The organism is Rhizobium mongolense subsp. loessense, from assembly GCF_900099775.1.
Taxonomy (GTDB): domain Bacteria; phylum Pseudomonadota; class Alphaproteobacteria; order Rhizobiales; family Rhizobiaceae; genus Rhizobium; species Rhizobium loessense.
Genome location: NZ_FMTM01000013.1, coordinates 108680 through 132779 on the forward strand (window position 1 = coordinate 108680; position 24100 = coordinate 132779).

Sequence of the window (24100 nt, forward strand, 5' to 3'; positions counted from 1 at the left end):
AATAGGAGCAGATGATGAAGGCCGCGTTTAAGTCTGTTGCCGGTTACGCTCTGCGACCATCGTTGTGGCCGACCATCCCATCGCTGGTTTCCCGTACACTGTTTCCTGCTGAAGGTGAGGCAACCGGCCACCTCGCGAAAGCTCGTTGTGCAAGTGAGGCTGTCGAATATGATCGACTTCCTTCTGTCATGTCCGGATTTGTTTGGACCCCGTTCGAGGATGCGCAGCCTGAACTCGCGCGACTAATAGCTAAGGCCCGAAGTGTCGCCCCCCAATACATTGGAGGCGGAGCCGATATGTCCTTCCTTTATAGCATGGCCGAATCGTTGAACGCCAAGCAGGTTGTTGAAACTGGAGTCGCCTTGGGTGATTCCAGTCTCGCTATTCTTGCGAGCGTTTCCAAACGAAGGGGGGGAAGGCTTATCAGCGTTGATAGACCCTACCTGCGCTTTGGGAGCGAAAAACATGTTGGCGCAGCGGTTCCTCCACACCTTCGCAATTGTTGGGAACTTATCCGAGAAGCCGACCGCAGCGGGATAGGCAAGGCACTAGGGCGCTTATATCCGTTGGACATGTGTCACTACGATAGTGATAAAAGCTATTCAGGACGAATGTTTGGCTATAGCCGCCTCTGGCAGGCGCTGAGGCCTGGCGGTGTGTTTATCTCCGATGACATTCAAGACAATCTCGCTTTCTTCCATTTCTCAGAAACTGTTCAGCATAAATACTTCGTTGTGAAAAGCAGGAACAAGTATATTGGTTTCATGGTAAAAAGAGCCACTGACAGGTCATATATTGAGGATACCCGGGGTTAAACATTTCCTTGCAGGCATAATAATGCTCTCGGCAATTTGACGGGCGTCCCTCGTCGATTTTCAAACGAGCTTTACTCTGGTCCCTTACCGAGCGTATTGCGACTACTCGCAGCAACAACGGCCGCGGCAAGACGTTTCTCGTTCCGTCTCTCGCCGAAAATCATAACCAAAACGGTCTTAGCGATTATCTCGGCATCCATTAGGCATGTGCGGTTCTCGATGTACCAGATATCGAGATCAACCTTTTCATCGTCAGTGAGCTTGGTGTTCCCATTTATCTGTGCCCAGCCGGTTAGTCCGGGCCTCACTGAACACCGCAAGATCCCGCGCTCGCCAAGGGCATGTATTTTGTCCAAGAGTATCGGTCTTGGTCCTATGACGCTCATGTCGCCAATGACGATACTCCACAATTCGGGCAGTTCATCCAGCCGGGAACGTCGCAAAAGCCCGCCGAATTTTGAAGTGCGTTCGTCGTCGCTCAAGAGCTTCCCGTCAGCATCCACATCGGTGGTCATTGACCGGAACTTCTTCATCCTGAATGGTCGACGCGCTTTGCCAGCTCTCTCCTGACTGAACATGATAGGTGAACCGAGAACGATCCTTACGGCAATAGCCAAGATGATGAGGACTGGCAGTGCCAATAGTCCTGCGGTAACGGAAAACATCACATCGAACAGCCGTTTCAACATCGCCAGCCACCTCGAAGCGTCGAATCCGTAATACCTGAGGCTCCAGCTCATATCCAACACCGGACTTGCCTGGAGCATTGAAAGGCGCCCGACAAATATTGCTTAAAAATAGTAAGCTTGCCAATAAAAGAACGAAGGCAATCGGCATTAGCCCGTAATGATTATGCAGTTTTACAGAGCGATGTTATTTTCTCTTTCAACTGCTGCCTTGCATTGGTTCAGAAAATAGTCGTATTTCCGCACTATTATGCCCAGGTCGTACTCTTCTTCGATACGCCGTCGTGCCGCCGCCGCATATTCAGCATATCGAGCAGTTCCACCGTCAAGAAGAGTTCGTAGCGCCGCGGCCAGCGCCTCCGGATCCTGGGAGGGGACTGCCAGGCCGCCGTCGCCGATGATACTTGCAGCGTCACCAACATCAGTCGTGACAACAGGTAGCGCATAGCTCATCGCCTCCGCCAGGACGTTCGGAAAGCCCTCTGTTCTCGAAGAGAGAGCGAGAATGTCGATCGACCGATAGAAAGCAGCCATGTCATCGACTTCGCCCAAGAGTTGGACATTTTCTCGCGTTAAGCCTGCGGACAAGATCATCTGTGAGACGGCTGGATTGCTCCAGGACAGGCCACTTCCCGCAGCCACGAATGTCAGTCCCTGATGTGTTTGAAGAAGGCGAGCCGCGGCCCTGAAGAAGGTCGGATAATCCTTCTGTGGATGGAAGCGCGCTGCAATGCCGATCCGCTTGGCCGATCGAGGCTGAGGGGTCACGGATTGCGGCAGTTCAAAGCCGTTCGGTATGACCACGGCATTGTGCGTTCGATAACCAGCCGCCGCATGCATTTTGAGCGCCCTCGCTGAATTGAAGACGAAACCCTCCGGATGCCAGGATAGCCACTTCGCCACAGTCACAGCGGCACGCGAACTCCGGGTGAAAGACGTCCAATCATCCAACGACTGACGGACGTTCCAGATCACTGGAGTGCTCCTATGTGCCAGCAAGGCCGCGACCGTGCCAACAATCATCGCATGATACATCCAACACACTACGACGGGTGGCCTCTCCTGCCTGATGAGTTTGGCAAGTTTCAGCGAGGCGTGTGCGAGAGACGTCAATTTTGTGGTTTCGAGCGATACATACTCGACACGGGGATTGCTCGAAATTTTGAGATTTCGCTCCGAAATACCCATGAGCGAAACGACCACTATACGCTGGTCGACCGAGGCATGCAGCAGCCGTGCCAGCATTGTCTCAGCGCCGGCATTTGCTGTGAAATTGGTAATGATATGCATGACATCTGCCTTGGCCATAGTGCCCCTCAGCGCGTGGCAAGACGACAGAGCCCGCAAGGCCTCTGGACAGGAATTGCGCGCTCGTGTTTTTATACCCTCTAAAGAGCCTCCCGTGAAGGCAAGCCTTGCTTGAATACAACATGACTCGCTGTCGTGGGCCCCAGAATGCGGATCGTTCTCGTCGGAGCAGTGGAAGGTTCAAAAGTCGCCCTTGCAGCGCTCGTATCCTCTGAGCGACCGCCAGCGCTTGTCATAACCCTGCCGCCAGCCGCTGCTGATCGTCACTCGGATTTTGCCGATCTCAGTTCGATGGGCCGCGAGAGCGGCATTTCCATTTTTCATACGACGAATGTGAACTCTACCGAGACCCTGGCGAAGATTGCCAGTATCGGTCCGGATGTGACCCTTGTCGTCGGATGGTCCCAAATATGCGGACGCCCATTCCGCGAGCTTGCAAGCATCGGCACGATTGGCTTTCATCCCGCCGCTCTTCCACGGCTAAGGGGACGGGGCGTAATACCTTGGACCATTCTTCGCTCCGAACAGACGACGGGATCGACACTTTTCTGGCTGGATGACGGCGTCGATTCCGGACCGATCCTGCTTCAGCGCGTCTTTGACGTAGCCGATAATGAGACGGCCCGCAGTCTATACGAAAAGCACCTGCTGAATATTCGAGAAATGGTCCCCCGGGCCGTCAGGATGGTCGAGTCCGGCAACCCGCCTAGGATCCCCCAGGATGACGAGAAGGCCTCCTATTGCGCGAGGCGCCGGCCCGAAGACGGCTTGATCGACTGGGGCCTGCCGGCCGCTGACATCACGCGCTTCATACGTGCGGTCGGAGACCCCTACCCCGGCGCATTTACCCATGCTGGAAACGAGAGGATATATATCGATGCAGCCGAGCTATTCCCCAATCCGGATCGCTACATAGGCCTTCCCGGACAAATTCAAACGGTCAGCGCCACCGGTTTTCTCGTTATGTGTGGCGACGGCAATTGTGTTGATGTCAGCGCTTGGCGCCCCGAAACATCGCGGCCGCGGATGCATAGCCACTTGCGGTCCGGGACCTCGCTCGAGGCTTAGCCGAAATAAGCATCATTCAGTCTGAAAAGCCGTCGCAGCTTCGGACATCTAAAAGGATACGGGATGACGGCAGCAGCGATCAAGATCCTAGTTTCATCCGCCGGTCGACGGGTCGCCCTCATCGACTGCTTTCGCAGGGCAGCGAAAGAGATCGGCATATCCCTGGCGGTGGTGGCATGTGATCTCGATCCAGGAATGAGCCCTGCCTGCCGATCCGCCGATGCGAGCTATGCTGTCCCAGCCTGTGACGATCCGGGCTTCGTTTCAGCGCTGCAAGAAATTGCATCGCGTGAAAAAATCGATCTGATCGTTCCGACGATCGATCCCGAACTTGCGGCTCTCGCAGGGGCGATGGACGATTTTGCGGCACTTGGCTGTCGCGTTCATGTCAGCCAACCAGCGGTGGTCGACATCGTTCGCGACAAGCTTGTAACGATGGCTGTGCTTGCGGCGGCGGGAGTCCCCGTCCCGCGCACCATCGCGCTTGAGGAGTTCGCCTCGACCAGCGAATGGTCTTGGCCGGTCTTTGTCAAGCCGCGGTCTGGAAGCGCCAGCCGCGCGATTAGCGTTGCAGGTTCGAGAGATGAGCTGCCCGCCAAGGTCAGCGAACCGATGATTGTGCAAGAACATCTGACCGGCGCGGAATACACGGTCAACGGTTTTGTCGACGCGGGGGGTAGACTGCAGACAGCCATTACACATCGTCGCGTTCGTGTCAGGGCCGGCGAGGTCGAAAAAGGCATTACCGAGCGCCGGCCGCAACATTCCCGCATCGCGCATGATATCGTCGCCGCGCTGCCGGGCATCAGGGGTGCATTCTGCTTTCAGATTATGGATGACGGCGCAGCCGGCCCCAAGGTGATCGAGATCAACGCACGGTTCGGAGGAGGCTATCCTCTGGCCGACCATGCGGGCGCGCAATTTGCAAAATGGCTGCTCGAGGAAGTCTCAGGCTTACCTGCAAGCTGCCATGACAACTGGCATTCGGGCGTGTTGATGCTGCGCTACGACGAAGCGATCTTCGTGGATGGTGAAGATGAGTGAACGACAAGGTGGTGTTCTGGTCTTCGATCTGGATGACACACTCTATCTCGAAAGCGACTTTGCCAAGAGTGGCTTCGAGGCCGCGTCCGCCTGGCTGCATCGAGAAATGGGTGTTGCGAATTTCGCCGATCATTGCCAGGCGATCTTCGCTACCGGCAGACGTTCACGCGTGTTCGATGAAGCGCTCGCCGCTGCAGGCATGGCCGGCGACCGGACGTTGACTGCAAAGCTGATTGACGTTTACCGGCAACATCATCCGCGCATAGCGTTGGCCCCCGATGCGCTGGAATATCTTTGTAATCCTGCCAGGAAGGCGCGCTTGGCCCTCATAACCGACGGTTACGCAGCAACACAAATGGCAAAGGTCAAGGCGCTGGGCCTTGAGGAAATCCTAGACCACATCATTTATACAGATGTCTGGGGCCCAAAGTTTTGGAAACCGCATCCGCGGGCGTTCGAGGCTATCCAAGAATGGTCAGGCGTGCCGTGCGCGGAGCTGGTTTACGTAGCTGACAATCCCGCCAAAGATTTTATCGCTCCGCGGCGTCTGGGATGGAGGACGATCCAGATTGCACGGATCGGCCGCATCCACATGGCATACGCCACCGAGCCTGACCATGGACCCGATGCGGTGATAACTAGTCTTCTTGATCTCGACGCGTGCCTCGCGACGCTCCGCACGTCACAATTTGCACTCACGACCCCTCCTAAGTGACTACGCTTGCGATCGTTTCACAAAGGCCTGCCCTAGCACGGCAGGAATGAGCAGCGGAACCGGCCAAAAACGTCCATACATATGAGTCATCGCGTTGCCCATAGCCAAAAACGCCGCAACGGTCGCAAAGATGCAGATCGCGAACGGAAGGCCGTTTTTGATGCGACTAGCCGCAAGCGCCGGCCCCAAGAGGCTGATCACCATGGCGGCAAAGCCAAGGGCCGCGATGAAGCCCCCCTCCGTCCAAAGAAGCAAGTAAATATTGTGTACGGGCTTCTGTATAGCGCTGCTTACTCTGTACTGATCCGCTCCAATCCCGAGCAACAGCGTGGAGCCCGTTTGACCGGCCGCCTCCTGTATGAGGTCAAAGCGACGACCAAACGTTCCCGCCTGGCTGATGTCTCCTGTATCGACAGCGGTAAGCACGCGTTTTTGGAAAACGTCCGGCAGATAGTCGCGCAACGGTGTCATCGCGACAAGTGGAATGCAGAGGCAGAGAGCGGTGGCAGGCACAACCGTTCTCCACGTAAGATTGAACAAGAGAAAGATTGCAATGCCGATCCCACAGCCAATAAGCCCGGTATTAGAGCCAGTCAGGAGAAGGCCGTAGGTCATGACGATAAACGCGCAAATCGCGAGAAACCAATTTAATTTTCTTAAGGAAACGAGCAGAAGCAGGACTTGAATTGCGAGCGCTATGACGGCGGCGCACGCATTTTCTCTTTCCATCAATCCGTTAAAGCGTCCGCTCCCGGTGACGAACTGCGTATTTGTTTCTCCAATAACATGAATGAGGTAAATGCCGTGGATACAAATTGCAAGTATCGAAAAGACATAAATCTTTGCGGCTGCTAAGAGCTCTTCGTAGCTCCTTCCACCAAACAAAAGCAGCACAATGAAATACGCGTAGAAATACTGCAGGACGACCACGAGTCCGCGTTCCGGCCCTGGGCTTACGATGCTGCTTGCAGTCAACCCCAAAAGCAGCAAGGCAAGCCCAAAACACCAGGCGGCCGTGCTCAGCTTGCCAATGACATTGACAACGATATTCGCGTTGGCAACGGCAAGAAAAAAGCAAAGAAGGAAAGACAGATCTGCAAGTGTGAAATAAATATAGTCACTTCTGAAATAATTCATCGAGCAGAGAAATATAGCAGCAAAAAAGGCATACAATTCCAAGGATCTCGAAATTGTCGCGACCGCAGGTTGCTCATGCCCCCTTGCACGTTCATCGATTTTATTAGCCGATGTAACGTCATCTAAGCTCATCGCCAACGCCTCCGTTGGTTTAAGGTATTCTAAAACGCAAAAAAGTGAAGTAACTTCCAAGCGGAGAGCTTTCCTTCAAATCATTGGGATCGGAGACCGTACGATGCCGCTGCGAAGTCTGGCGAGATACCGCCCTCTGCGGCGAGTTGCACTACATGTCCTTCGCACTTGGGGAACGCGCGATATCGTCGTGCGACATCATTGGTGGCGCGATGCGCCTTTAAGATTAAACCTGTATAAGCATCGGGGATATTGGTTCAAAGGGAAGCACCGCGAGACGCATATCATGAAGACGCTCGCCGAGCTTGCAAAGCCGGGAGATACCGTCGTCGAGCTCGGCGGCCATATCGGTTATCTTTCGGTTCATTTAGCAAAGATTGTTGGCGATGACGGTACTGTAATCGTTTTCGAACCTGGGCCCAACAATTTGCCGTATCTTCGAACCAATACAGAGCGCTTTGCGAATATTAGAATCGTTGAGGCCGCCTGTGGCGATATCGATGGGCCTGTGGAATTTTGGATAGAAGGCCTATCGGGGCAGAACAATTCATTGGACAAAAACTATAAAAATTTTGAACAAAACCGAGAAAATGCATTTAGCGATGCGCTCATGGAATCCGTCACGGTCAAGATGATGCAGCTTGACACATTCTTGGAAGAGACGGGCCTTCGTCCGGCGCTGCTGAAGATCGATGTGGAGGGCGCCGAACACCGTGTGCTTCTCGGCAGTTCGCGCTGTCTAGCGAATATAAGGCCGCTTATAGTGGTGGAAGTTACCGAGAATTTTGACGACGTAGCCAGAATATTTAACGACAACGATTACGCAATACATGATCGCAGTCGCCCCGAGTGGGTGTGCATTCCAGCTGAACGCGTTGAAGCGTCCCAACAAATATCGGAGCATTGAGCGTCCGGGCTCGTTCTTTTCATCGCCGCCATCGAAGGCTCGCAAACTCCGCCGCTTGCCGAAGAAGGAGCCGCCATAGTTCGATAAAAGTGCGGCATGAAAACGTCTTTATTCCCGCCTTTCTGCCATCAGGCTCTCAAAGGGCAGATATTGGTATCGGGATCTGACTTCAGGCAATACAGCCATGCCTTTTTTTGGGGGTGACAGACAGAGATTTGTCTGCAATGAAGACCGCGATGAGAGACAGGGGCGTTCGTTGCAAGACGGGCCGAGAAGTACCCTTCGAACCTGAACCGGATAATGCTGGCGGAGGGAGTCGCTCGGAGCCTTGGCTTATCAAGTCCCGCTCCCCGCGCATTTGCCCGCCGGAAAGGGGCAAATGCCGATGCGAAATTCACCCGGACAACTTTTCACGGCCATGCGCGCGACGCCGCCGCTCGTGCATTGCATCACCAACTACGTCGCTATGCCAATGTCCTGCTTGCCGCAGGCGCTTCGCCCGCGATGCTGCATGCCGAAGAAGAGGCCGGCGAGTTTGTCGCAATTGCCGGCGCGCTGACGATCAATATCGGCACGCTCTCTTCGAACTGGGTGAACGGCATGCAGAATGCGGCAAGGTCGGCTGCGAAAAACCGCAAGCCGTGGGTTCTCGATCCGGTTGCCCATTATGCGACCGGTTTCCGCCGCGAGACCGTGGCGCGTCTCATCGATCTTAACCCGACGATCATTCGCGGCAACGCATCGGAAATTCTGGCGTTAGGAGGGGTCGAGAGCCGTGGCCAAGGTGTCGACAGCGGCGACCTAGTCGAGGAAGCGGAAGAGGCGGCGCATAGCCTTGCCATCCGATACGGCGCTGTCGTCGCAGTCACCGGTGCAGTCGATTTCGTCTCCGATGGCGCAAAGGCCGTGCGCATTGCGGGAGGATCGCCGCTGATGCCCAAGGTGACGGCGCTCGGCTGCGCATTGACATGCCTTGTCGGTGCCTTTGCCGCGACAGCCCCCGACGATCCTTTCAATGCCACTGTCGCGGCGCTTGCAAGTTTTGCGGTGGCAGGAGAAAAGGCCGCTCAGCTTGCAGACGGGCCCGGTTCCTTTTCATGGCGCTTTCTTGACGCGCTTGCGCAGCTCGATGGAACCACACTCGATGCAGCAGCGAGAGTAGCATCGATATGAAGCATTTCGATCTTTCCCTTTACCTTGTCCTCGACCCGGGCCTGTGCGCCGGAACCGGCGTGGTTAACACGGCGCTCGCGGCGGCTTCCGGGGGAGCAACGATCATACAGCTCCGGGATAAACAGGCAGGCACGGCAAGCCTGATCAAAACCGGCCGGGCGTTGAAAGCGGCGCTTGCCGAAACCGGTGCCCTCCTGATCGTCAACGACGACGCCGAGGCTGCAATTGCGATCGACGCGGATGGGTTGCATGTCGGCCAAAATGACATGGCCGCCGGCGACGCGCGCAAGCAGATCGGATCATCGATGATCCTCGGACTTTCGGTGGAAACCGAGGAACTGGCAGCGGCCATCGACCCGGCAATCGTCGACTATGCCGGTATCGGTCCTGTCTTTGCCACATCGACAAAACCGGATCACAAGCCTCCGATCGGCATCGATGGCGTGGCAAGGCTCGCGGCGGCCTGCCGCGTACCAGCGGTCGCGATCGGCGGCCTCAAGGCGTACCATGCGGCAGACGTGCTTGCGGCAGGGGCAAAGGGGCTCGCAGTCGTATCTGCTATCTGTGGCAGGCCGGATCCGCGGCAGGCTGCCGCGAGCATTACTGACGCAATCCGAAAGGCACGCGCATGATATACAACGTTCTTTCCATTGCCGGCTCCGATCCTTCGGGCGGCGCGGGCGTCCAGGCCGATTTGAAAACCTGTTCGGCGCGCGGCACCTATGGCATGGCCGTTTTGACAGCCTTGACGGCTCAGAATACCCAGGGCGTTTCCAGCGTGCATGCAGTTCCAGCCGACTTCGTCGCCGAGCAGATCGGCATGGTCTTCGCCGATATCCGTGTCGATGCGGTGAAGATCGGCATGATCGCAAATGCACCGATTGCCGAAGCGGTCGCCAATGCGCTTTTGCCGCACCGCGGCATACCGATCGTGCTCGATCCGGTGATGATTGCCAAAGGAGGTGCGTCCCTCCTGGATGTTGAAGCCATCGACTTTCTCAAGACCCGGCTTTTGCCGCTCGCAACGCTTCTTACCCCCAATCTTCCAGAAGCCGCCGCCCTGCTCCAAGAGCCGGTCGCAGGGACCCGAGATGCTATGGAGTGGCAAGCGGAAAAGCTGCGTGCGCTTGGTCCGTCTGCCGTTCTCGTAAAGGGCGGCCATCTTGGCGGAATGGAAAGCCCTGACGTCCTGGTAAGCGAAAGCGGCTCTACCTGGTTTGAAGCGCCGCGCGTTCCGACGAAGAACACGCACGGCACCGGCTGCACGCTTTCGAGCGCGCTTGCAGCAGAGCTCGCAAAGGGCGGATCGCTCGAAGCCGCGGTCGCTGCAGCCAAAGATTACCTGGCTGCCGCCGTTGCCAAATCCGGCACGCTCAGCGTCGGTTCGGGCCACGGTCCGGTTCAGCATTTTCATCAGCTCTGGACGTGATGCACCGAGCTGCTTAGGTCTTCACGGCGCCAGCGGTGAGACCGGCGATGATATGCTTTTGGGCAACGAAGAACACGATCACCGTCGGCAGGATGGTAAGCGTGATGAAGGCGAGCACCAGCTGCCATTCGGTGCCATACTCGCCACGATAGACCATGATGCCGAGCGGCCACGGATATTTCGATTCCGAATTCAGCATGATCAGCGGCAGGATATAACTGTTCCAGCTGCCAACGAAGGAGATGATGCTGACGGTCGCAACGATCGGCCGCGCAAGCGGTAGCGAGATGTACCAGAAGAAGCGCAGATAGCCGCAACCATCGACAAAGGCCGCCTGGAACAATTCTTCCGGGAGGTTTCGGAAGTAATTCCTGAAAAGCAGGATGCTCATGCCGAGGCCGAATGCGACCTGCGGCAACACCACGCCCCAATAGGTATCGAGAAGGCCCAGGTCGCGGATGCGGATGAAAAGCGGCAGGATCGCCGTTGCCGCTGGAAACATCAGGCCCAGCAGGAAATAGTTCAGCAGGAACGACGAGCCGAAGAAGCGGACATGCGCAAAGGTGAAGGCGGCCATCGACGAGACGATCAGCGTAAGAGAGACCGTGAGCGCTGCAATGACCAGCGAATTGAAGATCTGCAGCCAGTATCGCTCCCCGAAGAGGATATCGGTATAATTCGCCCATTGCCACTCTGCAGGGAGCCCAAAGGGATTGGTGCGCAGGTCGCCCAGCGTCTTGAAACCGCCGAGCGCCGTCGTCAGCAAGGGGACGAGAACCAGCGCCGCGATCAGCGTCAGCGACACGTAGAGATAAATCCGCGTCTGCAGCGGCATGCGAATGGTGGAGCTCGTATCAATCATTGCGCATGAAGATCCTTTTGTAGCCGAAGGCGAGTGTCATGCAGATGATGAAGAGGACGACGCCGACGGCGCTGCCGAGACCAACCTGCATGCGCATGACGCCGTAGGTGTAAAGGAAGGTCACCATCGTCTGCGTCGAATTCGATGGCCCGCCGCCCGTCAGCGGCATAATCATGTCGAAGAGCTGCAGCGAACCGATGACCGCAAAGAAGATGGAAAGGCGCAGCGTGGATCCAAGCAGCGGCAGCGTCACGTAGCGGAACTTCTGCCAGCCTGTCGCCCCGTCGATCTCAGCTGCTTCGAGCACATTTTTGTCGACCGATTGCAAGCCGGCGATGAAGAGCATCATGTGAAAGCCGAAATACTTCCACACAACAACGGCAAGCACGGCGTAGATGGCGAGATCCTTGTCGGCGAGCACATAGGGCGTTGCGAGACCGAAGAAGTTCGAGATTGCGGCAAAGAGCCCGTAGTCGCCGTCATAGACGAAGCGCCAGATCAGGCCAGCTGCGACATCGGCAAGAACGTAGGGCAAAAAGAAGATCAAGCGGAAGGCGACGACGCCAGGGATACGGTGGGCCAGCATCGTCGACAGCCAGATTGCCAGCGGAACCTGGATGGCGATGGATATCAAGATAATGAGGCCATTATTAACAAGCGCCTGTGTGAAGGCGGTGTTGCGCAAGAGGACCTGGAAGTTGCGGAGCGCGATGAACTCCGTCGGCATGCCGTAGCCGTTCCACTTGTAGAGGCTGTACCAGGCCGCCTCGCCCATCGGCATGATGACGAAAAGCGTAAAGAGCAGCAGAGCCGGTGGCAGAAAGAGCAGAAGTACGGCCCAACGGTCATGGGCAGCCGAACTGCGGTTTCTCGTCGCGCTCCTCGCCGGCCTTGCCGCACCGATCGCCGGTGAAATGGAAATATTTGCCATCTGTATTGCCTTCGCATTCGCCCGGTCCGATCCCGGCACCTGTTGAGAAGGCGCCGGGACAAAGGAAGCGGAGCGGGTTATTGCTCCAGTTCGAAGGCGTCCTGGATCTGTTGGGCGCCGTCCTGCGAATTCATCTGGCCGGAGACGATTTCAACCGAGACGTCATTGACGACACGGCCAACGGCAGCGCCGAGATCCTGATCGAAATAGTTCTGGTGCCAGGTCGAGGCGGCGAGTTCTTTGGCGGATTGAGCCAGAAGCGAATTGGTCACACCATCATCGGCGCCGACGGCCACCGGCAGAAGCATCGCGGCCTTGGCCATGGATCTTTCGTTTTCTGCGTTCGTCAGGAAGGCGAGAAAATCGATTGCTTCCTTGGAAGCCTTCTTGGTCACCGCCCAGCCGTTCAGACCACCCAGCGTATCGGTTACCTTGCCGGCGCCGCCTTCTATGGCCGGGAAATTAAAGCGACCGATGTTTTCCGGCGAAAGTCCCTTGCCGTCACCGGCATTCTTACGCTGATTGGCTTCGGTATTCTCAAAACCGAGGATCATAGCGGCCTTACCGTCGCCGAAGACGCCGAGCGTTTGCGGCCAGGTCGCGCCCAGATAGCCAGGCTGGAAGGGTTCAAGCTTCCCGAGTTCGGCAAGATCCTCGCCGGCCTTGACGATCGCCGGATCGAGGAAGCCCTCGCCCTCGCCCTTCTTGGCAGCGTCGAAGACCTTTTCTCCGCCTTCGCGCATGACGAGATAGCTCCAATAGAAGTGGATCGGCCACTTTTCGCCGCCGCCACCTGCGATCGGCACGATGCCGGCGTCCTTGAGCTTTTTCACGGCGTCGAGAAAGTTTGCCCAGGTCTTGATGTCCGCGGCCTTCACGCCTGCCTTTGCAAAGAGCTCCTTATTGTAGAAGAAGCTGACGAGACCGACCTTGTATGGCATTGCCCAGACCTTGCCGTCAAAGGTCAGACCACTGACAGAGGCGGCGCTATAGGCTTTGCGCAGCTTGCCGCCGTCCGCATCGAGCGCGGCTGTCACATCCTGAAGCGCGCCGGTCTCAGATTGTTGCTTGAGGACGCCCCCGCCCCAGCTGAAAAAGAAGTCCGGTATATCGTCGGACTGGAGAAGCGTTGGCAGTTTTGCCTTGAAGGCCTCGTTTTCGAGAAACTGCATCTGTATGTCGACATCCGGGTGCTTTTCTTCATAAGCCTTGGCAACCTCCTCCCACTTGGCCACATAAGTCGGATCGAGCTCCAGGTGCAGCCACTTTACGACCGTTGCTGCCGACGCTGCAGAGGCTCCGAGCATTACGGAAATGCCTGCGGCAGCGGCCAGAAATGCGATGCGCTTGCCGCCAAGAGCGGCATTCGTGCGAATATACGTCATGGATTCCTCCCAGGGGGCCAATGTCCTCAGTAATTTTTCCCCTATGCGGAATAATTCAACGCAGCCCCGACCGATGTCAACCCGATGGGGCGATTTTTTGCCAAATCTGCTTGACAGCTTCTGCAAACTGCCTGTTATTTAATTTGCAATCCGTCGAAATTAATCGGGGCTGTGCCCTGAAGCAAAGCGATTGACCGGCCAGTTTTCATGAAGACCGCAGATCCTGAGTTAATGCGCGCGATCAATCGCTTGAACGTGCTGGACACGATCCGCCGCCACGGGCCGATCGCACGTGTGGAGATCAGCGAACGCACCGAACTTTCGACCACGACGGTATCGGCAATTACCGCCTCGCTTCTCGATGACGGGCTCATTCTGCCACGTCACGAAGGCGACATCCGCAACGAGGCGGCCCGCGGCCGTCCCCGTGTGATGCTGGAATTGAACCCGGATGCCGCGCGCGTCGTCGGTGCAAAGATTGCGGCAAGCCGGCTCGTTTTCGTCCTCACCGATTTCCGCGGGGACGTGCTTTCGAAACTCACCTTGCCGATCCGCATCGACCGGCAGCCGATTACGGTCATCGCCGACCTGGTGGAGGATGGCGTACGCCGCTGCGTCGTGGATGCCGGCTTGTCGCTGGAAGATGTCGATTCCGTTTGCCTTGGCCTACCGGGCGTTATCGAGCATCGCACCGGCCATGTTCGCAGCAGCCCCGTCTTTCGGGATACGAACGTCGATTTCGCCTCGGAGATGACTGCGCGGCTTGGGACGACGACCATCATCGAGAGCGATGCGCATGCAATCACGCTTGCCCATCACTGGTTCGGCAAGGCGCGCGATCTTGAGGATATGGTGTTGATCTCCCTGGAACAGACGCTCGGGCTTGGCGTGCTGCATGGCAATCAACTCTTCCGCGGTGCCGGCGGTCTCAGCCACAATCTCGGCGATCTCGTGCTTGGCACGGGGTCGCAGGGCACGGTGCGGTTGTCGAGCCAGGCTGGCGAAAGCGCAATCCTTGGCGAGAACCAGGCCGACGGGCGTTTTGCGGAAGCAATCCGTCTCGGCCGCGGCATGGCCCACGCTCAGGCGCTGATCAAGGCGGAGGACAATGTCCTCATCGGCGCCGCCGTCCGCGCCGGCGAGGCCGTCGGGCTGACGATTGCCAACATCGTCACGCTCTTTGCCCCGCCGCGTGTGATCCTCGTCGGCTCCAGCCTGGCCCTCGGCGAGCCGTTTCTGGACAGCCTGCGCGATGCCTATGCACTTGCGATCCCGCCATCCTTAAAAGGCGTCACCGAACTCGTCTTCGACGACTCCACAGACGATTTCTGGGCGCAAGGTGCGGCAGCCGTTGCCCTTTACGAGCTCTACGAGTCGCCTTGGAATACGACGGGGCCGGCACTCTAAACGCTGTAACTGTAAAATCGATTGGGAGGAAGTCATGGACACGGTCGGCATCGGCATCATCGGATGCGGCAATATTTCGGGCGCATATCTCAAGGCCATGGCCTCGTTCCCGATCCTCGATATCCGCGGCGTCGCCGATCTCAACCGATCCCTGGCAGAGGCCAAAGCCGCCGAATTCAACGTCCCAGCAAAAAATGTCGACGAGCTCTTTGCCGATCCAAAGGTCGAAGTCGTCGTCAACCTGACGATACCGAAAGCGCATGTGGCGGTCGGCCTGCAGGCACTTGAAGCAGGAAAACACACGTATTCGGAAAAGCCCCTCGGAATTAATTTCGCGGAAGGAAAAAAGCTTGCTGAAGCCGCGAAGGCGAAAAGACTCCGCATTGGCGCGGCACCCGATACCTTTCTCGGCGGCGGGCATCAGACGGCGCGTGCCTTGATCGACAAGGGCGTGATCGGCCAGCCGGTCGGCGGTACGGCCACCTTCATGTGTCCCGGCCACGAACGATGGCATCCGAACCCGGCCTTCTACTACGAGGTCGGCGGCGGGCCGATGCTCGACATGGGACCTTACTACATCACCGATCTCGTCAATCTCTTCGGACCGGTGGCGCAGGTCGCGGGCTTTGCGATTGCGCCGCGCAAGGAGCGTATCATCACCAGCCAGCCGCATAGCGGCGAGCACATCCCAGTGCACGTGCCAACCCATGTCGTCGGCATGATGGCCTTTGCCAACGGGGCGGTGGTTCAGATTGGCATGAGTTTCGACGTCGCCGGGCACAAGCATGTGCCGCTTGAACTCTATGGCACGGAGGGCACGCTGATCGTTCCCGACCCAAACCATTTCGGCGGCGAGGTCCAGCTTCTGAAAAAAGGCGGAAGCTTCGAACCGCAGGAACTGACGGGCCCCTATGCAGACGGCAACTATCGCTCGCTCGGCGTTGCCGATCTTGCACACGCCATCCGTTCCAATCGCCCGCACCGGGCAAGCGGAAGCCTCGCGCTGCACGTTCTCGAAGTCATGGAGGCGTTTCACGCGGCCTCCGAAACCGGCCGAACGGTCACGATTACCACAGAGACGGAGCGCCCGGCGCCGCTGTCGGATTCCCTTATCAATGGACGGTTGGGCAAGTAATATTCAGGAGGAAAGAACATGCGCGAAGCACTGATCGTCTGGGGCGGCTGGAGCGGCCACGAACCACAGGAATGCGCGGCCATCATCAAGGACATGCTTCAGGAGGACGGCTTCAAGGTCTATGTCGAGCACAGCACGGAAGCCTTCGCCGATCCGTCGGTGCATGATCTGAGCCTCGTCGTGCCGATCGTCACCATGTCGAAGATCGAAAAGGAAGAGATCAAGAATCTCGCTGCTGCGATCGAAAACGGCGTCGGCATCGCCGGCTATCACGGCGGCGCGGGCGACAGCTTTCGCGAGTGCGTCGAATATCAGTTCATCATCGGCGGGCAATGGGTCGCCCATCCGGGCAACATCATCGACTACACGGTGAACATTGCGCGGCCGGACGACCCGGTTATGGAAGGGATCAGCGATTTTCCCTATACGTCGGAGCAATATTACATGCATGTCGATCCCTCGAACGAGGTGCTGGCAACGACGATGTTCACAGGTGATCATGCCTACTGGATTGACGGCGTGGTAATGCCGGTCGTCTGGAAGCGGAAATACGGAAAAGGCCGCGTCTTCTACTCCTCGCTCGGCCATCAGGCCAAAGAATTCGGCGTGCCGCAGATGAAGTCTATCTTCCGGCGCGGCGCCAGCTGGGCAGCGCGTTAAACCCGCTGGCCTGCAAGGCGTAGCGCTCTCTGCGATGTGATCGGAACGGTCCGGAACAAATGGCCGCCTTTGCCGTTGTTGCCGCGTTGATCAGCTCGAAAGGATTTTGATCATGCGCACGATTATCGCGGTGACTTCGATTGTCTTTCTCGGCATAGCCGGTCCCGTGTTGGCGCAATCCAATATGGGCACGGACTATACCGGGCGCTTTGATGGCACTCCTCCTCTCGGAACCTCGCCGGATAGCCCAACGACGAATGGTCTCGTCATTCCGCTTGATCCGGTAGAAACCGGCAGTGTCGATGTCGTTATACCGCGCAACACCGGCCCGACCGATGTCCGGCGCTGCCCACCGCCGAAACGCGGCGTTGCGGCCAAGACAAGCCGCTACGGTCAGGCGTGCCCGCGATAGGGGCAGCGGGCGCAGCAAGCCGCCACGTCAATTTCTATCTCGCCGGCATGCATTTCGTGTTAGGGGAGACGACGAATTTCCGTGAGGCCTTGCCGCAATGCTACCTTGGATACAGCTCGACTCCACGATCATCCCCGGGGACGGCGGACAATTGCGCCTGAAGCGGCGTGGCAGCGAATTCTCGATCATGCTCGGCTCGAACGAACTGATGAACAGCCGTCTCAGCGGATCCGAGGAAGCGCTTGCAACGCTTGCCTGGGATCGCATCAAGGGCCACAGACGCCCGAAGGTCCTCATCGGCGGCCTCGGCATGGGTTTCACCTTGCGCGCAGCGCTCGCGGTCCTACCCGCGGAGGCCGAAGTGGTTGTCGCTGAACTGGTTCCGGCCGTGGTCGCCTGGGCGCGCGGGCCCATGGCGGAGGTTTTTAAGGGATGCCTCGAGGATCCGCGCGTCTCAATCCATCAAGGCGACGTCAGTGAAGCGATCGGCTCAGTCAAAGCGGGCTTCGACGCAATCCTGCTCGATGTCGACAATGGGCCGGACGGGTTGACCCGCAAATCCAATGATCGGCTTTATGATTTCAACGGTCTGCGAGCGTCCCGCGAAGCGCTGCGCTCTGGCGGCGTTCTTGCCGTCTGGTCTTCCGGCCCCAATCCGAGCTTCAGCCGCAAGCTGCGCGACAGCGGCTTTTCGGTGGACGCGCTCAACATACGCGCTAACGGCAAGCGCGGCGGGGCGCGCCACGTGATCTGGCTCGCTGTCAAGTCGTCTGCCTAGCTAGTGGCCCGCAGCAAACGTTCGGGCCTCGTTGATCGCCCTGGCAGCGCCAGCGCGCAGTTGCGTGGTATCGGCGCTCGCGACAACAAGATCGCAACCGAGCTTCAACAGCTCTCCAGCACGCTTGCCATTGCTGCCGAATGCGCAGGTGAATTTCTTGTGTGCTCGGCACCGCGCGACAATGTGCGCCAGTTCCTTGTCGATCTCGTCGGTGTCCGGCGCGAGCCTTGCACCGTTTGAAAGGGCAATCGACAAATCGGAGGGACCGACGAAGACGCCGTCGATGCCTTCGACACAAAGGATGCCATCGATGGCATCAAGTGCGGCCCGCGTCTCCACCATCGCAATCGTCAGCGTCAGCCGGTTGGCGGTGCGCAGGTATTCATCTGCGGAGAGCTTCATGTGGTTGAGCGCCAACGTCGGTCCCCAGCTTCGCTCGCCAAGCGGCGGATACTTCGCAAACCGCACAAACGCCTGCGCATCGGCGACCGAATTAACCATCGGCGCGATGATGCCTGTGCAACCAGCATCGAGCAGCCGTGAGGCCGAAGCGAAATCGCCAACCGGGATGCGTGCGATTGCCGGTTTTCCCGCAGAACGGCATTGGGTAACGGCATTCGAGGCTGAAGCCATATCCCACATGCCGTGCTGCATATCGAGCACGACGGAATCGAAATCCTCCTGCGCCAGATGATGGACGACTATCGGTTCGGGTATACCGATCCAGGCCGAAACCAGGCCGGCATGCCCGTCTGTCCTGATCTTCTCCGCGAAACTGTCGATTGCCGGTGTCTCCGTCATGTCGTTCTCCATTCACCGCTCAAAAGAGCGCGTGTTTGCTGATCTTGAAATTCCTCGATGAATGTTTTCTGCAACGAGATTCCATCCCACTCGTCTTCGAAAAACGGCGAATCGTAAATCAGCGTGAACGGTCCGACGTAACCCGCAGCGCCGCAAGCCTCCAGGCACATGAGGTAGTCGGCAGCATCCAGACCGGAGGCATCGTAGTGCGCCTTCGCATGACAAAGCTCCGCGCGGCCCATGATATCGGCAAGGTCTGCGTATTTTTCGGGCGCAGTCCAGTTGCCGAGATCGCCATTGAGGCCGACCTTGCCCTCAAGCCCGTCCAGCAGCCAGTTCACCTGCCGAGGCGAAGGCAGAAGGTCGAACCAGTTTTCGACGACGATGCGCACCCCGCTTCCATCGGCTTCCTTCGCCAGTTGCCTCAGATGCTTCAAAGCCCGGCTCAGATTTTCCGCGGTTGGCGGCTGCTTGCCCGCAATTACGCGCAAGTTCTGCGCTCCCGCCACGGCCGCCCTTTCGATCCAGCCGGCCATCCACGCTGCGTCGCGTTCGGCATGATCGGCGTGAGCCGGGTCGCCATCCTCAAGCAGGAGGGTCTGAAAAAGCACGCCCGAAGCCTTCATCGCACCGCCGAGGTCGGCGAGATAACCTGCCTCAAGGCTCGGCAAGTGAAAGGAGCAGACCTCAAGCCGGTGAATGCCATGGCCGGCAAGCTGCTGCGGCAACTCGATCAAAGAGGCCACACCCGGGCCGTAAGGTTCCTTGCGCGCCGCACTTCTGTCCTGATCAGGACTATAGGGATAAACCGGCCCAAGGAGGCGATGCAACGACCAAGTGGAAACTGCAATACGGCCGTTCGGCAAAGCCTGCGCCATCATCGCCCTCCTCGTTTATTCCCATCCTAGGCATTAAAGGCTTGGCCCTTCAAACGAAATCGCCGCGAATGACGGCTTCCGCAGAAAGTGCGGCACCAAGCAGCACTTCGTCGCCATTGGCCGGCGCCGACAACAGGAAGCCAACCGGCATCCCGGCATCGCCGGCGCCACACGGGATCGACACACCGCACCAATCGAGAAAATTACCGAGCGCCGTGTTTCGCAGTGTCTTGGCATTCGTCGCAAAGAAAAGGTCGTCATCCATCTCCAGAGGCGCGATCGGCGGCGCCACATGGGCGACGGAGGGGAATGCAAGCAGCCGGTCGCCGATCAGCCGCCTGCATTCGGCGATGAGCCGCTCACGAAGCTTGAGGATTGCAATATAGTCCGCCATTCCTGTCTTTTCGCCGAGACGCATGCGCATCACAACGCGATGATCCATGCCCGCAGCCTCCGGTCCGGCCAGGCGCTCGCGATGCAGCGCGAAAGCTTCGGCGCTCACCAGGGCACCGTAGCGGGTCATCGAGGTCAAGATTTGGTCGAAAGCGGGCACCGCCATGCGGCTGATGATGGCCCCGGTCCTCTCCAGCCGTTCCACCGCTGCGTCGAAGGCAGCCGCAACGCCCGGCTCGACGCCGTCGAAGACCACATTTGTGGGGATGGCAATCTCAATGCCCTTCAGCGGACGGGCACGCACCTCGGATGAGGTCAGGCCGCGCATCGCAGCATCGATCCACACGGCATCCTTGACTGTTCGGCACAGTGGACCAAGCGAATCCAGGCTCGTTGCCAGGGGAAAGACGCCATCCATGGAATATCGGCCGCGCGTTCCCTTATAGCCCACGAGGCCGTTGAGCGCGGCCGGGATACGGACTGACCCGCCCGTATCGGTTCCCATCGCGACCGGTACGAGGCCGGCGCCGACAGCCACAGCTGCCCCTGAAGAAGAACCACCCGGGATACGCGGCACATCGATGCTGTGAGCGTTATGCGGCGTGCCGTAATGCGGATTGATGCCGAGCCCTGAAAAGGCGAATTCACTCATATTCGTTCGTCCCACCGCAATCATTCCGGCCCGGTTAAGCGCCATAACGATCGCTGCATCGCTTGCCGCCGGCCCAGTGCTTGCCAACCCTTTCGACCCGGCTGTCGTTGCAAGGCCCTCGATGTCGAAGAGATCCTTCCATGCGATCGGGATACCATCGAGCGCGCCCAGCGAGCGGCCCCTACGGATGCGCATTGAGGAAGCTTTGGCCTCGTCAATGGCCCGTTCCTTTAGAAGCACCGTGAAGACTGCCTTGTCGGGATGGCCTTCGATGCTCTCGAAGATCGACCGCACGACCTCGACCGGATCAGCAGCGCCGCTCTGAATGAGGACCGACAGTTGCGCGACAGTCATCGCGCCGAATGGCTTGGTCATGGGAGAATCCGTAAAGTCATCGTTTCCCTTGACCTATCGCGGATCGGCGCTGCGGACCAGCCTGTTTACCGTGGCCTCCGCGATTGGTCTGATTTTCTGAACACTGAGTTTGCAGATCGGCTCTTCAACTCTGCCCCATGCAGGACCACATGCACCCGACACGCGGGCTCCCACCGGGCATCATATTTTGATCACCCGGTCCCGCTGTGCCGCAGGAGCAATTAAAATGACGCATCACGATATTTTGAACCCGCGCCACAACGATATGGTGGCACATCACCCAACAAACGCACAAGCCACCAGCGAAGGTGAGCGCGATTATGTGGAACACCTCAACGCGCAGAAGCTCTCTTTAGGTGAGCGGCTGCTTGTGGTCGGCGCCTTGGTCCTTCTGGGTATTGCCGGACTGACTGGGCACCTTAATTCTTCGGTATCGCCTGAGGTGACCGGTGCTATTGCTGCGCCTGCGCCACTCGCATCATCTCCTGGCACCCTGGATTCTTGCCGGGAATACAGCCCTTTCGCAGAGAAGAGGTGTTGACTTCGGATCGCTACGGCCCACTGCATGGAAGTCTGCTGCCTTCGTTGCGTCGCACCAGAAGGAGAAGAAGCCATGGCCGGTCACGTCGATTACAATCTCGGGCGCTTTATCGATGCACAGAGCGGGATGTATGAACAGGCTCTGAAGGAACTTAGCGCGGGGCGCAAACGCACGCACTGGATGTGGTTCATCTTCCCGCAGATTGCCGGTCTAGGCTCGTCGGCCATGGCCGAAAAATATGCGATCCGCTCAGCAGAAGAAGCTGCCGCCTATTTGAGCAACCCCATTTTGGGCGACCGACTGCTTCGCTGCGTCCAAGCGATCCTCTCGGTCAAGGGATGCACGGCGCACGAGATTCTCGGGTCCCCGGATGATCTCAAATTTCGCTCTTCACTGACGCTTTTTGCAGCGGTCAGTGATCAAGGTTCGCTATTTCATGAAGCAATCGATCGGTTCTACGGCGGAACATTCGACGAGCGGACGATAGAAATCCTCAATGCCACGACTTAGCGGCCGGGGGACTGTTCCAGCGCCGCAATCTCGTCGGAGATTTCATTGAGGCGCTCGCGCAGATCGGACCGCGTGCCATCTTCAAGTTCTTCCTCGCCAAAACAATTGCGCGCGTCGTGAAGCTCGAGTTTGGATTCCAGTTCGGCGCGCTTGGCATACAGACGATGGAGATAGGTGTAGTTCATATCTCTACCACCTCCGAAATTGCCTTCCTCATCAAGTCGGAAAACGATCTCGAAGATGGAAGGTTCCGATACAACCCAAGGCTTAGCAGAGCGATGCAATTGCCGCACTGCAGGCTTTTGAGAAGTGGCTGCAGCAACCGTCGCTGCCCATCGCCTGCCGGGTCACGCGTGCGCCTTCCAAAAGAAGTGTCAGCGTGTCAGCAAGAAGTTGAGGCTCCCGAGCCCCGGCGGCGGAACAGAGCTCTTCAAGGCATCGACGCTGCTCGGCCTTATGGCGCTCGATCACCTCGTGGGCAGGGTGTCCCTCACCCTTGAGTTCGATCGCCGCATTGGCAAGATCGCAGCCGGCCGGTTCTCCGTTCAGACACTCGGCCCGCCCCTGAACCCACGCGTCGAGCTGCGCCCGGGGGTTGCCCGGATGCGTCGCCTCGAGATCACGCCAGATCGCTTCGGCCTTTTCGGAGGCGCGACGCAGCGTCTCGCAGACGAGCTCGTCCTTCGAGCCAAAATGCCGGTAGAGCGTCATCTTGTTGGTGAGCGCCGCATCTGCAATCGCATCGACGCCAATGCCGCGGATGCCATGTTCGCGGAAAAGCTCAGAAGCCGTCGAGACGATGCGTTCCCTCGGTGGGATTTTCTCGTTTGTCAGCACGTTTGGGATTTCATGCGAAGTTTCGGATTTTTTTACGGACATAGTCCTTGACATAGATGTGACCGATCGGTAACAAATGCATTGTTACTTACCGGTAACACCGCTGATCGTACAAGTCAATGCCGAGAGGGCTGGCGGCGTCAGCGGAACACGGGCGACCGCCCACGAAAGGAGGACGAACCATGAGAAAGACCAGTGACCTCACGATATCCGAAGCCCTTCGCGACCCGCTGATCGCCATGGTGATGCGCGCCGATGGCGTGAAGCTTGACGATTTCAAGCAACTCCTGGAAACGGCAGCCCGCAAACGCGAACCGAATGCCTCCAAGGTGGGTGGCTTCATCAACGCGATCGCCAATCGCGCCGGCGTGAACCCGACGACGGTTTCCTGCCTCTGCTGACTTCCCCGGGGACCTTCCCTGCCCCGTGCGAGAGCTGCCGTCTTCCCCCAACGGCGGCTTTCGCTGTATTTGCGCCCGACGACCGGCGGGTCAATCTCCGTTCGGGAGCCGCTCTGGATCGCCACTTATCGCCACGCCACGGTCCTTACCCTTGATCGTGGAATGGCGGAAGCTGGAGACATTTTGGGGATCCGGACAGAGCTGATTTAGCTGACCGCCACCAGGTGCCCCGGCGAAACCGTATGGTACTCAAGCGGCACGACCTTGTAGTCCACTGCTCGGACCGGACTTTTTAGCTCCTCCGTCGACAGCCCGCGTCTCACGCGCCGGCGATCCGGATCGGGGACGGGAACGGCGGCCATCAGCGTCTTCGTATAAGGGTGCTGCGGGTTGGCGAAGATGGCAGCACGCGGGCCGATCTCGACGATCTCACCGAGATACATGACCGCAACACGGTGGCTGACGCGTTCGACGACGGCCATGTCATGCGAGATGAACAGGAAGGCGAGGTTGAGGCTCTGCTGCAGGTCCAGCATCAGATTGATGACCTGCGCCTTGATCGAGACGTCGAGCGCCGAGACGCTTTCATCGGCGACGATCACCTTCGGATCGAGCGCCAGCGCCCGGGCAATGCAGATGCGCTGACGCTGACCACCGGAGAACTCGTGCGGAAAGCGCGACGCCATATCGGCTGAAAGGCCGACCTTTTCCAGAAGGTCGGCAGCCTT

The 24100-nt window shown here is 58.1% G+C and carries 27 protein-coding genes, 1 pseudogene and 1 riboswitch; of the genes and pseudogenes, 16 read left to right on the forward strand and 12 right to left on the reverse strand.

The features are described from left to right. Positions 1–11: 11 nt before the first annotated feature. Positions 12–815 carry a class I SAM-dependent methyltransferase gene (locus tag BLP23_RS28415; protein ID WP_092588070.1) on the forward strand — a complete coding sequence of 268 codons (804 nt, stop codon included), beginning with the start codon at positions 12–14 and terminating at the stop codon, positions 813–815. 71 nt (positions 816–886) lie between these two features. Here BLP23_RS28415 and BLP23_RS28420 read toward each other — a convergent pair whose 3' ends face one another. Both BLP23_RS28420 and BLP23_RS28425 read right to left on the reverse strand, forming a co-directional pair. Then, positions 887–1438 carry a sugar transferase gene (locus BLP23_RS28420; protein ID WP_407691817.1) on the reverse strand — a complete coding sequence of 184 codons (552 nt, stop codon included), beginning with the start codon at positions 1436–1438 and terminating at the stop codon, positions 887–889. 237 nt (positions 1439–1675) lie between these two features. Next, positions 1676–2809 carry a glycosyltransferase gene (locus BLP23_RS28425; protein ID WP_233426845.1) on the reverse strand — a complete coding sequence of 378 codons (1134 nt, stop codon included), beginning with the start codon at positions 2807–2809 and terminating at the stop codon, positions 1676–1678. A 147-nt stretch (positions 2810–2956) separates the two neighbouring features. On the opposite strand from BLP23_RS28425, the gene BLP23_RS28430 reads away from it, so the two are divergent. From BLP23_RS28430 to BLP23_RS28440, 3 genes are all read left to right on the forward strand, one after another. Then, on the forward strand, positions 2957–3877 hold the full coding sequence (locus BLP23_RS28430; RefSeq protein WP_092588071.1) for a methionyl-tRNA formyltransferase: 921 nt from the start codon (positions 2957–2959) through the stop codon (positions 3875–3877). A 63-nt stretch (positions 3878–3940) separates the two neighbouring features. Then, positions 3941–4921: an ATP-grasp domain-containing protein gene (locus BLP23_RS28435; protein WP_092588072.1), complete on the forward strand. Its 981-nt coding sequence runs from the start codon at positions 3941–3943 to the stop codon at positions 4919–4921. After that, on the forward strand, positions 4914–5636 hold the full coding sequence (locus BLP23_RS28440) for an HAD family hydrolase (protein WP_167364018.1): 723 nt from the start codon (positions 4914–4916) through the stop codon (positions 5634–5636). The genes BLP23_RS28435 and BLP23_RS28440 overlap by 8 nt, the downstream gene beginning before the upstream one ends. On the opposite strand, the gene BLP23_RS28445 is transcribed toward BLP23_RS28440, so the two are convergent. Then, entirely contained in the window at positions 5637–6965 is a 1329-nt protein-coding gene (locus BLP23_RS28445; protein WP_139187130.1) for an O-antigen ligase family protein, read from the reverse strand. Between the two features lie 226 nt (positions 6966–7191). Here BLP23_RS28445 and BLP23_RS28450 point away from each other — a divergent pair, with 226 nt between their 5' ends. The 4 genes and pseudogenes from BLP23_RS28450 (at position 7192) to thiD (ending at position 10414) form a co-directional block, all read left to right on the forward strand. After that, positions 7192–7812, forward strand: coding sequence for an FkbM family methyltransferase (locus BLP23_RS28450; protein ID WP_167364019.1), 621 nt, complete (start codon positions 7192–7194; stop codon positions 7810–7812). A 235-nt stretch (positions 7813–8047) separates the two neighbouring features. Continuing rightward, a riboswitch (TPP riboswitch) is annotated at positions 8048–8144 on the forward strand. A gap of 47 nt (positions 8145–8191) precedes the next feature. Beyond that, positions 8192–8985, forward strand: a pseudogene (gene thiM, locus BLP23_RS28455) (hydroxyethylthiazole kinase). Continuing rightward, positions 8982–9617 (forward strand): thiamine phosphate synthase, encoded by a 636-nt coding sequence (thiE, locus tag BLP23_RS28460; protein WP_092588076.1) that lies wholly within the window; start codon positions 8982–8984, stop codon positions 9615–9617. Before thiM ends, thiE begins: the two are co-directional and overlap by 4 nt. Next, positions 9614–10414, forward strand: coding sequence for a bifunctional hydroxymethylpyrimidine kinase/phosphomethylpyrimidine kinase (thiD, locus tag BLP23_RS28465; protein ID WP_092588077.1), 801 nt, complete (start codon positions 9614–9616; stop codon positions 10412–10414). Before thiE ends, thiD begins: the two co-directional genes overlap by 4 nt. A 13-nt stretch (positions 10415–10427) precedes the next feature. Here the strand turns inward: thiD and BLP23_RS28470 are convergent, their stop codons facing one another. The 3 genes from BLP23_RS28470 to BLP23_RS28480 all read right to left on the reverse strand — a co-directional run bounded on the left by BLP23_RS28470 (position 10428) and on the right by BLP23_RS28480 (position 13592). Beyond that, positions 10428–11276, reverse strand: a complete 849-nt coding sequence (locus BLP23_RS28470; RefSeq protein WP_092588078.1) for a carbohydrate ABC transporter permease — start codon at positions 11274–11276, stop codon at positions 10428–10430. After that, positions 11269–12207, reverse strand: coding sequence for a carbohydrate ABC transporter permease (locus BLP23_RS28475; protein WP_022717731.1), 939 nt, complete (start codon positions 12205–12207; stop codon positions 11269–11271). Before BLP23_RS28475 ends, BLP23_RS28470 begins: the two co-directional genes overlap by 8 nt. A 77-nt stretch (positions 12208–12284) precedes the next feature. Next, positions 12285–13592, reverse strand: a complete 1308-nt coding sequence (locus BLP23_RS28480; RefSeq protein WP_092588079.1) for an ABC transporter substrate-binding protein — start codon at positions 13590–13592, stop codon at positions 12285–12287. Between the two features lie 207 nt (positions 13593–13799). Between BLP23_RS28480 and BLP23_RS28485 the strand changes: the two genes are divergently transcribed. The 5 genes from BLP23_RS28485 to BLP23_RS28505 all read left to right on the forward strand — a co-directional run bounded on the left by BLP23_RS28485 (position 13800) and on the right by BLP23_RS28505 (position 17984). After that, complete coding sequence (locus tag BLP23_RS28485) at positions 13800–14999, forward strand: ROK family transcriptional regulator (RefSeq protein ID WP_092588080.1); 1200 nt, start codon at positions 13800–13802, stop codon at positions 14997–14999. 34 nt (positions 15000–15033) lie between these two features. Beyond that, entirely contained in the window at positions 15034–16134 is a 1101-nt protein-coding gene (locus BLP23_RS28490; protein ID WP_092588081.1) for a Gfo/Idh/MocA family protein, read from the forward strand. Between the two features lie 18 nt (positions 16135–16152). Further along, positions 16153–16794: a ThuA domain-containing protein gene (locus tag BLP23_RS28495; protein ID WP_092588082.1), complete on the forward strand. Its 642-nt coding sequence runs from the start codon at positions 16153–16155 to the stop codon at positions 16792–16794. Positions 16795–16906: 112 nt separating this feature from the next. Next, positions 16907–17206, forward strand: coding sequence for a hypothetical protein (locus BLP23_RS28500; protein ID WP_092588104.1), 300 nt, complete (start codon positions 16907–16909; stop codon positions 17204–17206). A 97-nt stretch (positions 17207–17303) separates the two neighbouring features. Beyond that, positions 17304–17984, forward strand: coding sequence for a spermidine synthase (locus BLP23_RS28505; protein ID WP_092588083.1), 681 nt, complete (start codon positions 17304–17306; stop codon positions 17982–17984). On the opposite strand, the gene BLP23_RS28510 is transcribed toward BLP23_RS28505, so the two are convergent. From BLP23_RS28510 to BLP23_RS28520, 3 genes are read right to left on the reverse strand one after another with little or no spacing between them, the layout of a single operon-like run. Continuing rightward, positions 17985–18785 carry an HpcH/HpaI aldolase family protein gene (locus BLP23_RS28510; protein ID WP_092588084.1) on the reverse strand — a complete coding sequence of 267 codons (801 nt, stop codon included), beginning with the start codon at positions 18783–18785 and terminating at the stop codon, positions 17985–17987. After that, positions 18782–19666, reverse strand: coding sequence for a sugar phosphate isomerase/epimerase family protein (locus BLP23_RS28515; RefSeq protein WP_407691815.1), 885 nt, complete (start codon positions 19664–19666; stop codon positions 18782–18784). The genes BLP23_RS28510 and BLP23_RS28515 overlap by 4 nt, the downstream gene beginning before the upstream one ends. A 46-nt stretch (positions 19667–19712) precedes the next feature. Beyond that, on the reverse strand, positions 19713–21083 hold the full coding sequence (locus tag BLP23_RS28520; RefSeq protein WP_092588086.1) for an amidase: 1371 nt from the start codon (positions 21081–21083) through the stop codon (positions 19713–19715). A gap of 226 nt (positions 21084–21309) precedes the next feature. Here BLP23_RS28520 and BLP23_RS28525 point away from each other — a divergent pair, with 226 nt between their 5' ends. Together BLP23_RS28525 and BLP23_RS28530 are read left to right on the forward strand one after the other, a co-directional pair. Further along, on the forward strand, positions 21310–21624 hold the full coding sequence (locus BLP23_RS28525; protein ID WP_233426847.1) for a hypothetical protein: 315 nt from the start codon (positions 21310–21312) through the stop codon (positions 21622–21624). A gap of 72 nt (positions 21625–21696) precedes the next feature. Continuing rightward, the gene (locus BLP23_RS28530; protein WP_092588087.1) at positions 21697–22134 is read left to right on the forward strand and encodes a DUF1810 domain-containing protein; all 438 of its coding nucleotides are present in this window, start codon (positions 21697–21699) and stop codon (positions 22132–22134) included. On the opposite strand, the gene BLP23_RS28535 is transcribed toward BLP23_RS28530, so the two are convergent. Continuing rightward, the gene (locus BLP23_RS28535; protein ID WP_092588088.1) at positions 22131–22319 is read right to left on the reverse strand and encodes a hypothetical protein; all 189 of its coding nucleotides are present in this window, start codon (positions 22317–22319) and stop codon (positions 22131–22133) included. The genes BLP23_RS28530 and BLP23_RS28535 overlap by 4 nt on opposite strands. A gap of 82 nt (positions 22320–22401) precedes the next feature. Beyond that, positions 22402–23025, reverse strand: coding sequence for a TetR/AcrR family transcriptional regulator (locus BLP23_RS28540; RefSeq protein ID WP_092588089.1), 624 nt, complete (start codon positions 23023–23025; stop codon positions 22402–22404). 128 nt (positions 23026–23153) lie between these two features. Between BLP23_RS28540 and BLP23_RS28545 the strand changes: the two genes are divergently transcribed. Next, on the forward strand, positions 23154–23372 hold the full coding sequence (locus BLP23_RS28545; protein ID WP_092588090.1) for a hypothetical protein: 219 nt from the start codon (positions 23154–23156) through the stop codon (positions 23370–23372). Positions 23373–23578: 206 nt separating this feature from the next. Here the strand turns inward: BLP23_RS28545 and BLP23_RS28550 are convergent. Further along, the coding region (locus BLP23_RS28550; RefSeq protein WP_139187131.1) for an ABC transporter ATP-binding protein at positions 23579–24100 on the reverse strand (522 nt) is incomplete at its 5' end.

Excerpts from the sequence above, each read along its gene's own strand:
- BLP23_RS28475 (WP_022717731.1), bottom strand. The coding sequence starts at position 12,207 with ATGGCAAATATTTCCATTTCACCGGCGATCGGTGCGGCAAGGCCGGCG.
- BLP23_RS28440 (WP_167364018.1), top strand. The coding sequence starts at position 4,914 with ATGAGTGAACGACAAGGTGGTGTTCTGGTCTTCGATCTGGATGACACA.
- BLP23_RS28540 (WP_092588089.1), bottom strand. The coding sequence starts at position 23,025 with ATGTCAAGGACTATGTCCGTAAAAAAATCCGAAACTTCGCATGAAATC.
- BLP23_RS28470 (WP_092588078.1), bottom strand. The coding sequence starts at position 11,276 with ATGATTGATACGAGCTCCACCATTCGCATGCCGCTGCAGACGCGGATT.
- BLP23_RS28490 (WP_092588081.1), top strand. The coding sequence starts at position 15,034 with ATGGACACGGTCGGCATCGGCATCATCGGATGCGGCAATATTTCGGGC.
- BLP23_RS28435 (WP_092588072.1), top strand. The coding sequence starts at position 3,941 with ATGACGGCAGCAGCGATCAAGATCCTAGTTTCATCCGCCGGTCGACGG.
- BLP23_RS28430 (WP_092588071.1), top strand. The coding sequence starts at position 2,957 with ATGCGGATCGTTCTCGTCGGAGCAGTGGAAGGTTCAAAAGTCGCCCTT.
- thiD (WP_092588077.1), top strand. The coding sequence starts at position 9,614 with ATGATATACAACGTTCTTTCCATTGCCGGCTCCGATCCTTCGGGCGGC.
- BLP23_RS28495 (WP_092588082.1), top strand. The coding sequence starts at position 16,153 with ATGCGCGAAGCACTGATCGTCTGGGGCGGCTGGAGCGGCCACGAACCA.
- BLP23_RS28485 (WP_092588080.1), top strand. The coding sequence starts at position 13,800 with ATGAAGACCGCAGATCCTGAGTTAATGCGCGCGATCAATCGCTTGAAC.
- BLP23_RS28515 (WP_407691815.1), bottom strand. The coding sequence starts at position 19,666 with ATGATGGCGCAGGCTTTGCCGAACGGCCGTATTGCAGTTTCCACTTGG.
- BLP23_RS28450 (WP_167364019.1), top strand. The coding sequence starts at position 7,192 with ATGAAGACGCTCGCCGAGCTTGCAAAGCCGGGAGATACCGTCGTCGAG.
- BLP23_RS28530 (WP_092588087.1), top strand. The coding sequence starts at position 21,697 with ATGGCCGGTCACGTCGATTACAATCTCGGGCGCTTTATCGATGCACAG.
- BLP23_RS28510 (WP_092588084.1), bottom strand. The coding sequence starts at position 18,785 with ATGACGGAGACACCGGCAATCGACAGTTTCGCGGAGAAGATCAGGACA.
- BLP23_RS28415 (WP_092588070.1), top strand. The coding sequence starts at position 12 with ATGATGAAGGCCGCGTTTAAGTCTGTTGCCGGTTACGCTCTGCGACCA.
- thiE (WP_092588076.1), top strand. The coding sequence starts at position 8,982 with ATGAAGCATTTCGATCTTTCCCTTTACCTTGTCCTCGACCCGGGCCTG.
- BLP23_RS28505 (WP_092588083.1), top strand. The coding sequence starts at position 17,304 with ATGCTACCTTGGATACAGCTCGACTCCACGATCATCCCCGGGGACGGC.
- BLP23_RS28535 (WP_092588088.1), bottom strand. The coding sequence starts at position 22,319 with ATGAACTACACCTATCTCCATCGTCTGTATGCCAAGCGCGCCGAACTG.
- BLP23_RS28500 (WP_092588104.1), top strand. The coding sequence starts at position 16,907 with ATGCGCACGATTATCGCGGTGACTTCGATTGTCTTTCTCGGCATAGCC.
- BLP23_RS28480 (WP_092588079.1), bottom strand. The coding sequence starts at position 13,592 with ATGACGTATATTCGCACGAATGCCGCTCTTGGCGGCAAGCGCATCGCA.
- BLP23_RS28545 (WP_092588090.1), top strand. The coding sequence starts at position 23,154 with ATGAGAAAGACCAGTGACCTCACGATATCCGAAGCCCTTCGCGACCCG.
- BLP23_RS28520 (WP_092588086.1), bottom strand. The coding sequence starts at position 21,083 with ATGACCAAGCCATTCGGCGCGATGACTGTCGCGCAACTGTCGGTCCTC.
- BLP23_RS28425 (WP_233426845.1), bottom strand. The coding sequence starts at position 2,809 with ATGGCCAAGGCAGATGTCATGCATATCATTACCAATTTCACAGCAAAT.
- BLP23_RS28525 (WP_233426847.1), top strand. The coding sequence starts at position 21,310 with ATGACGCATCACGATATTTTGAACCCGCGCCACAACGATATGGTGGCA.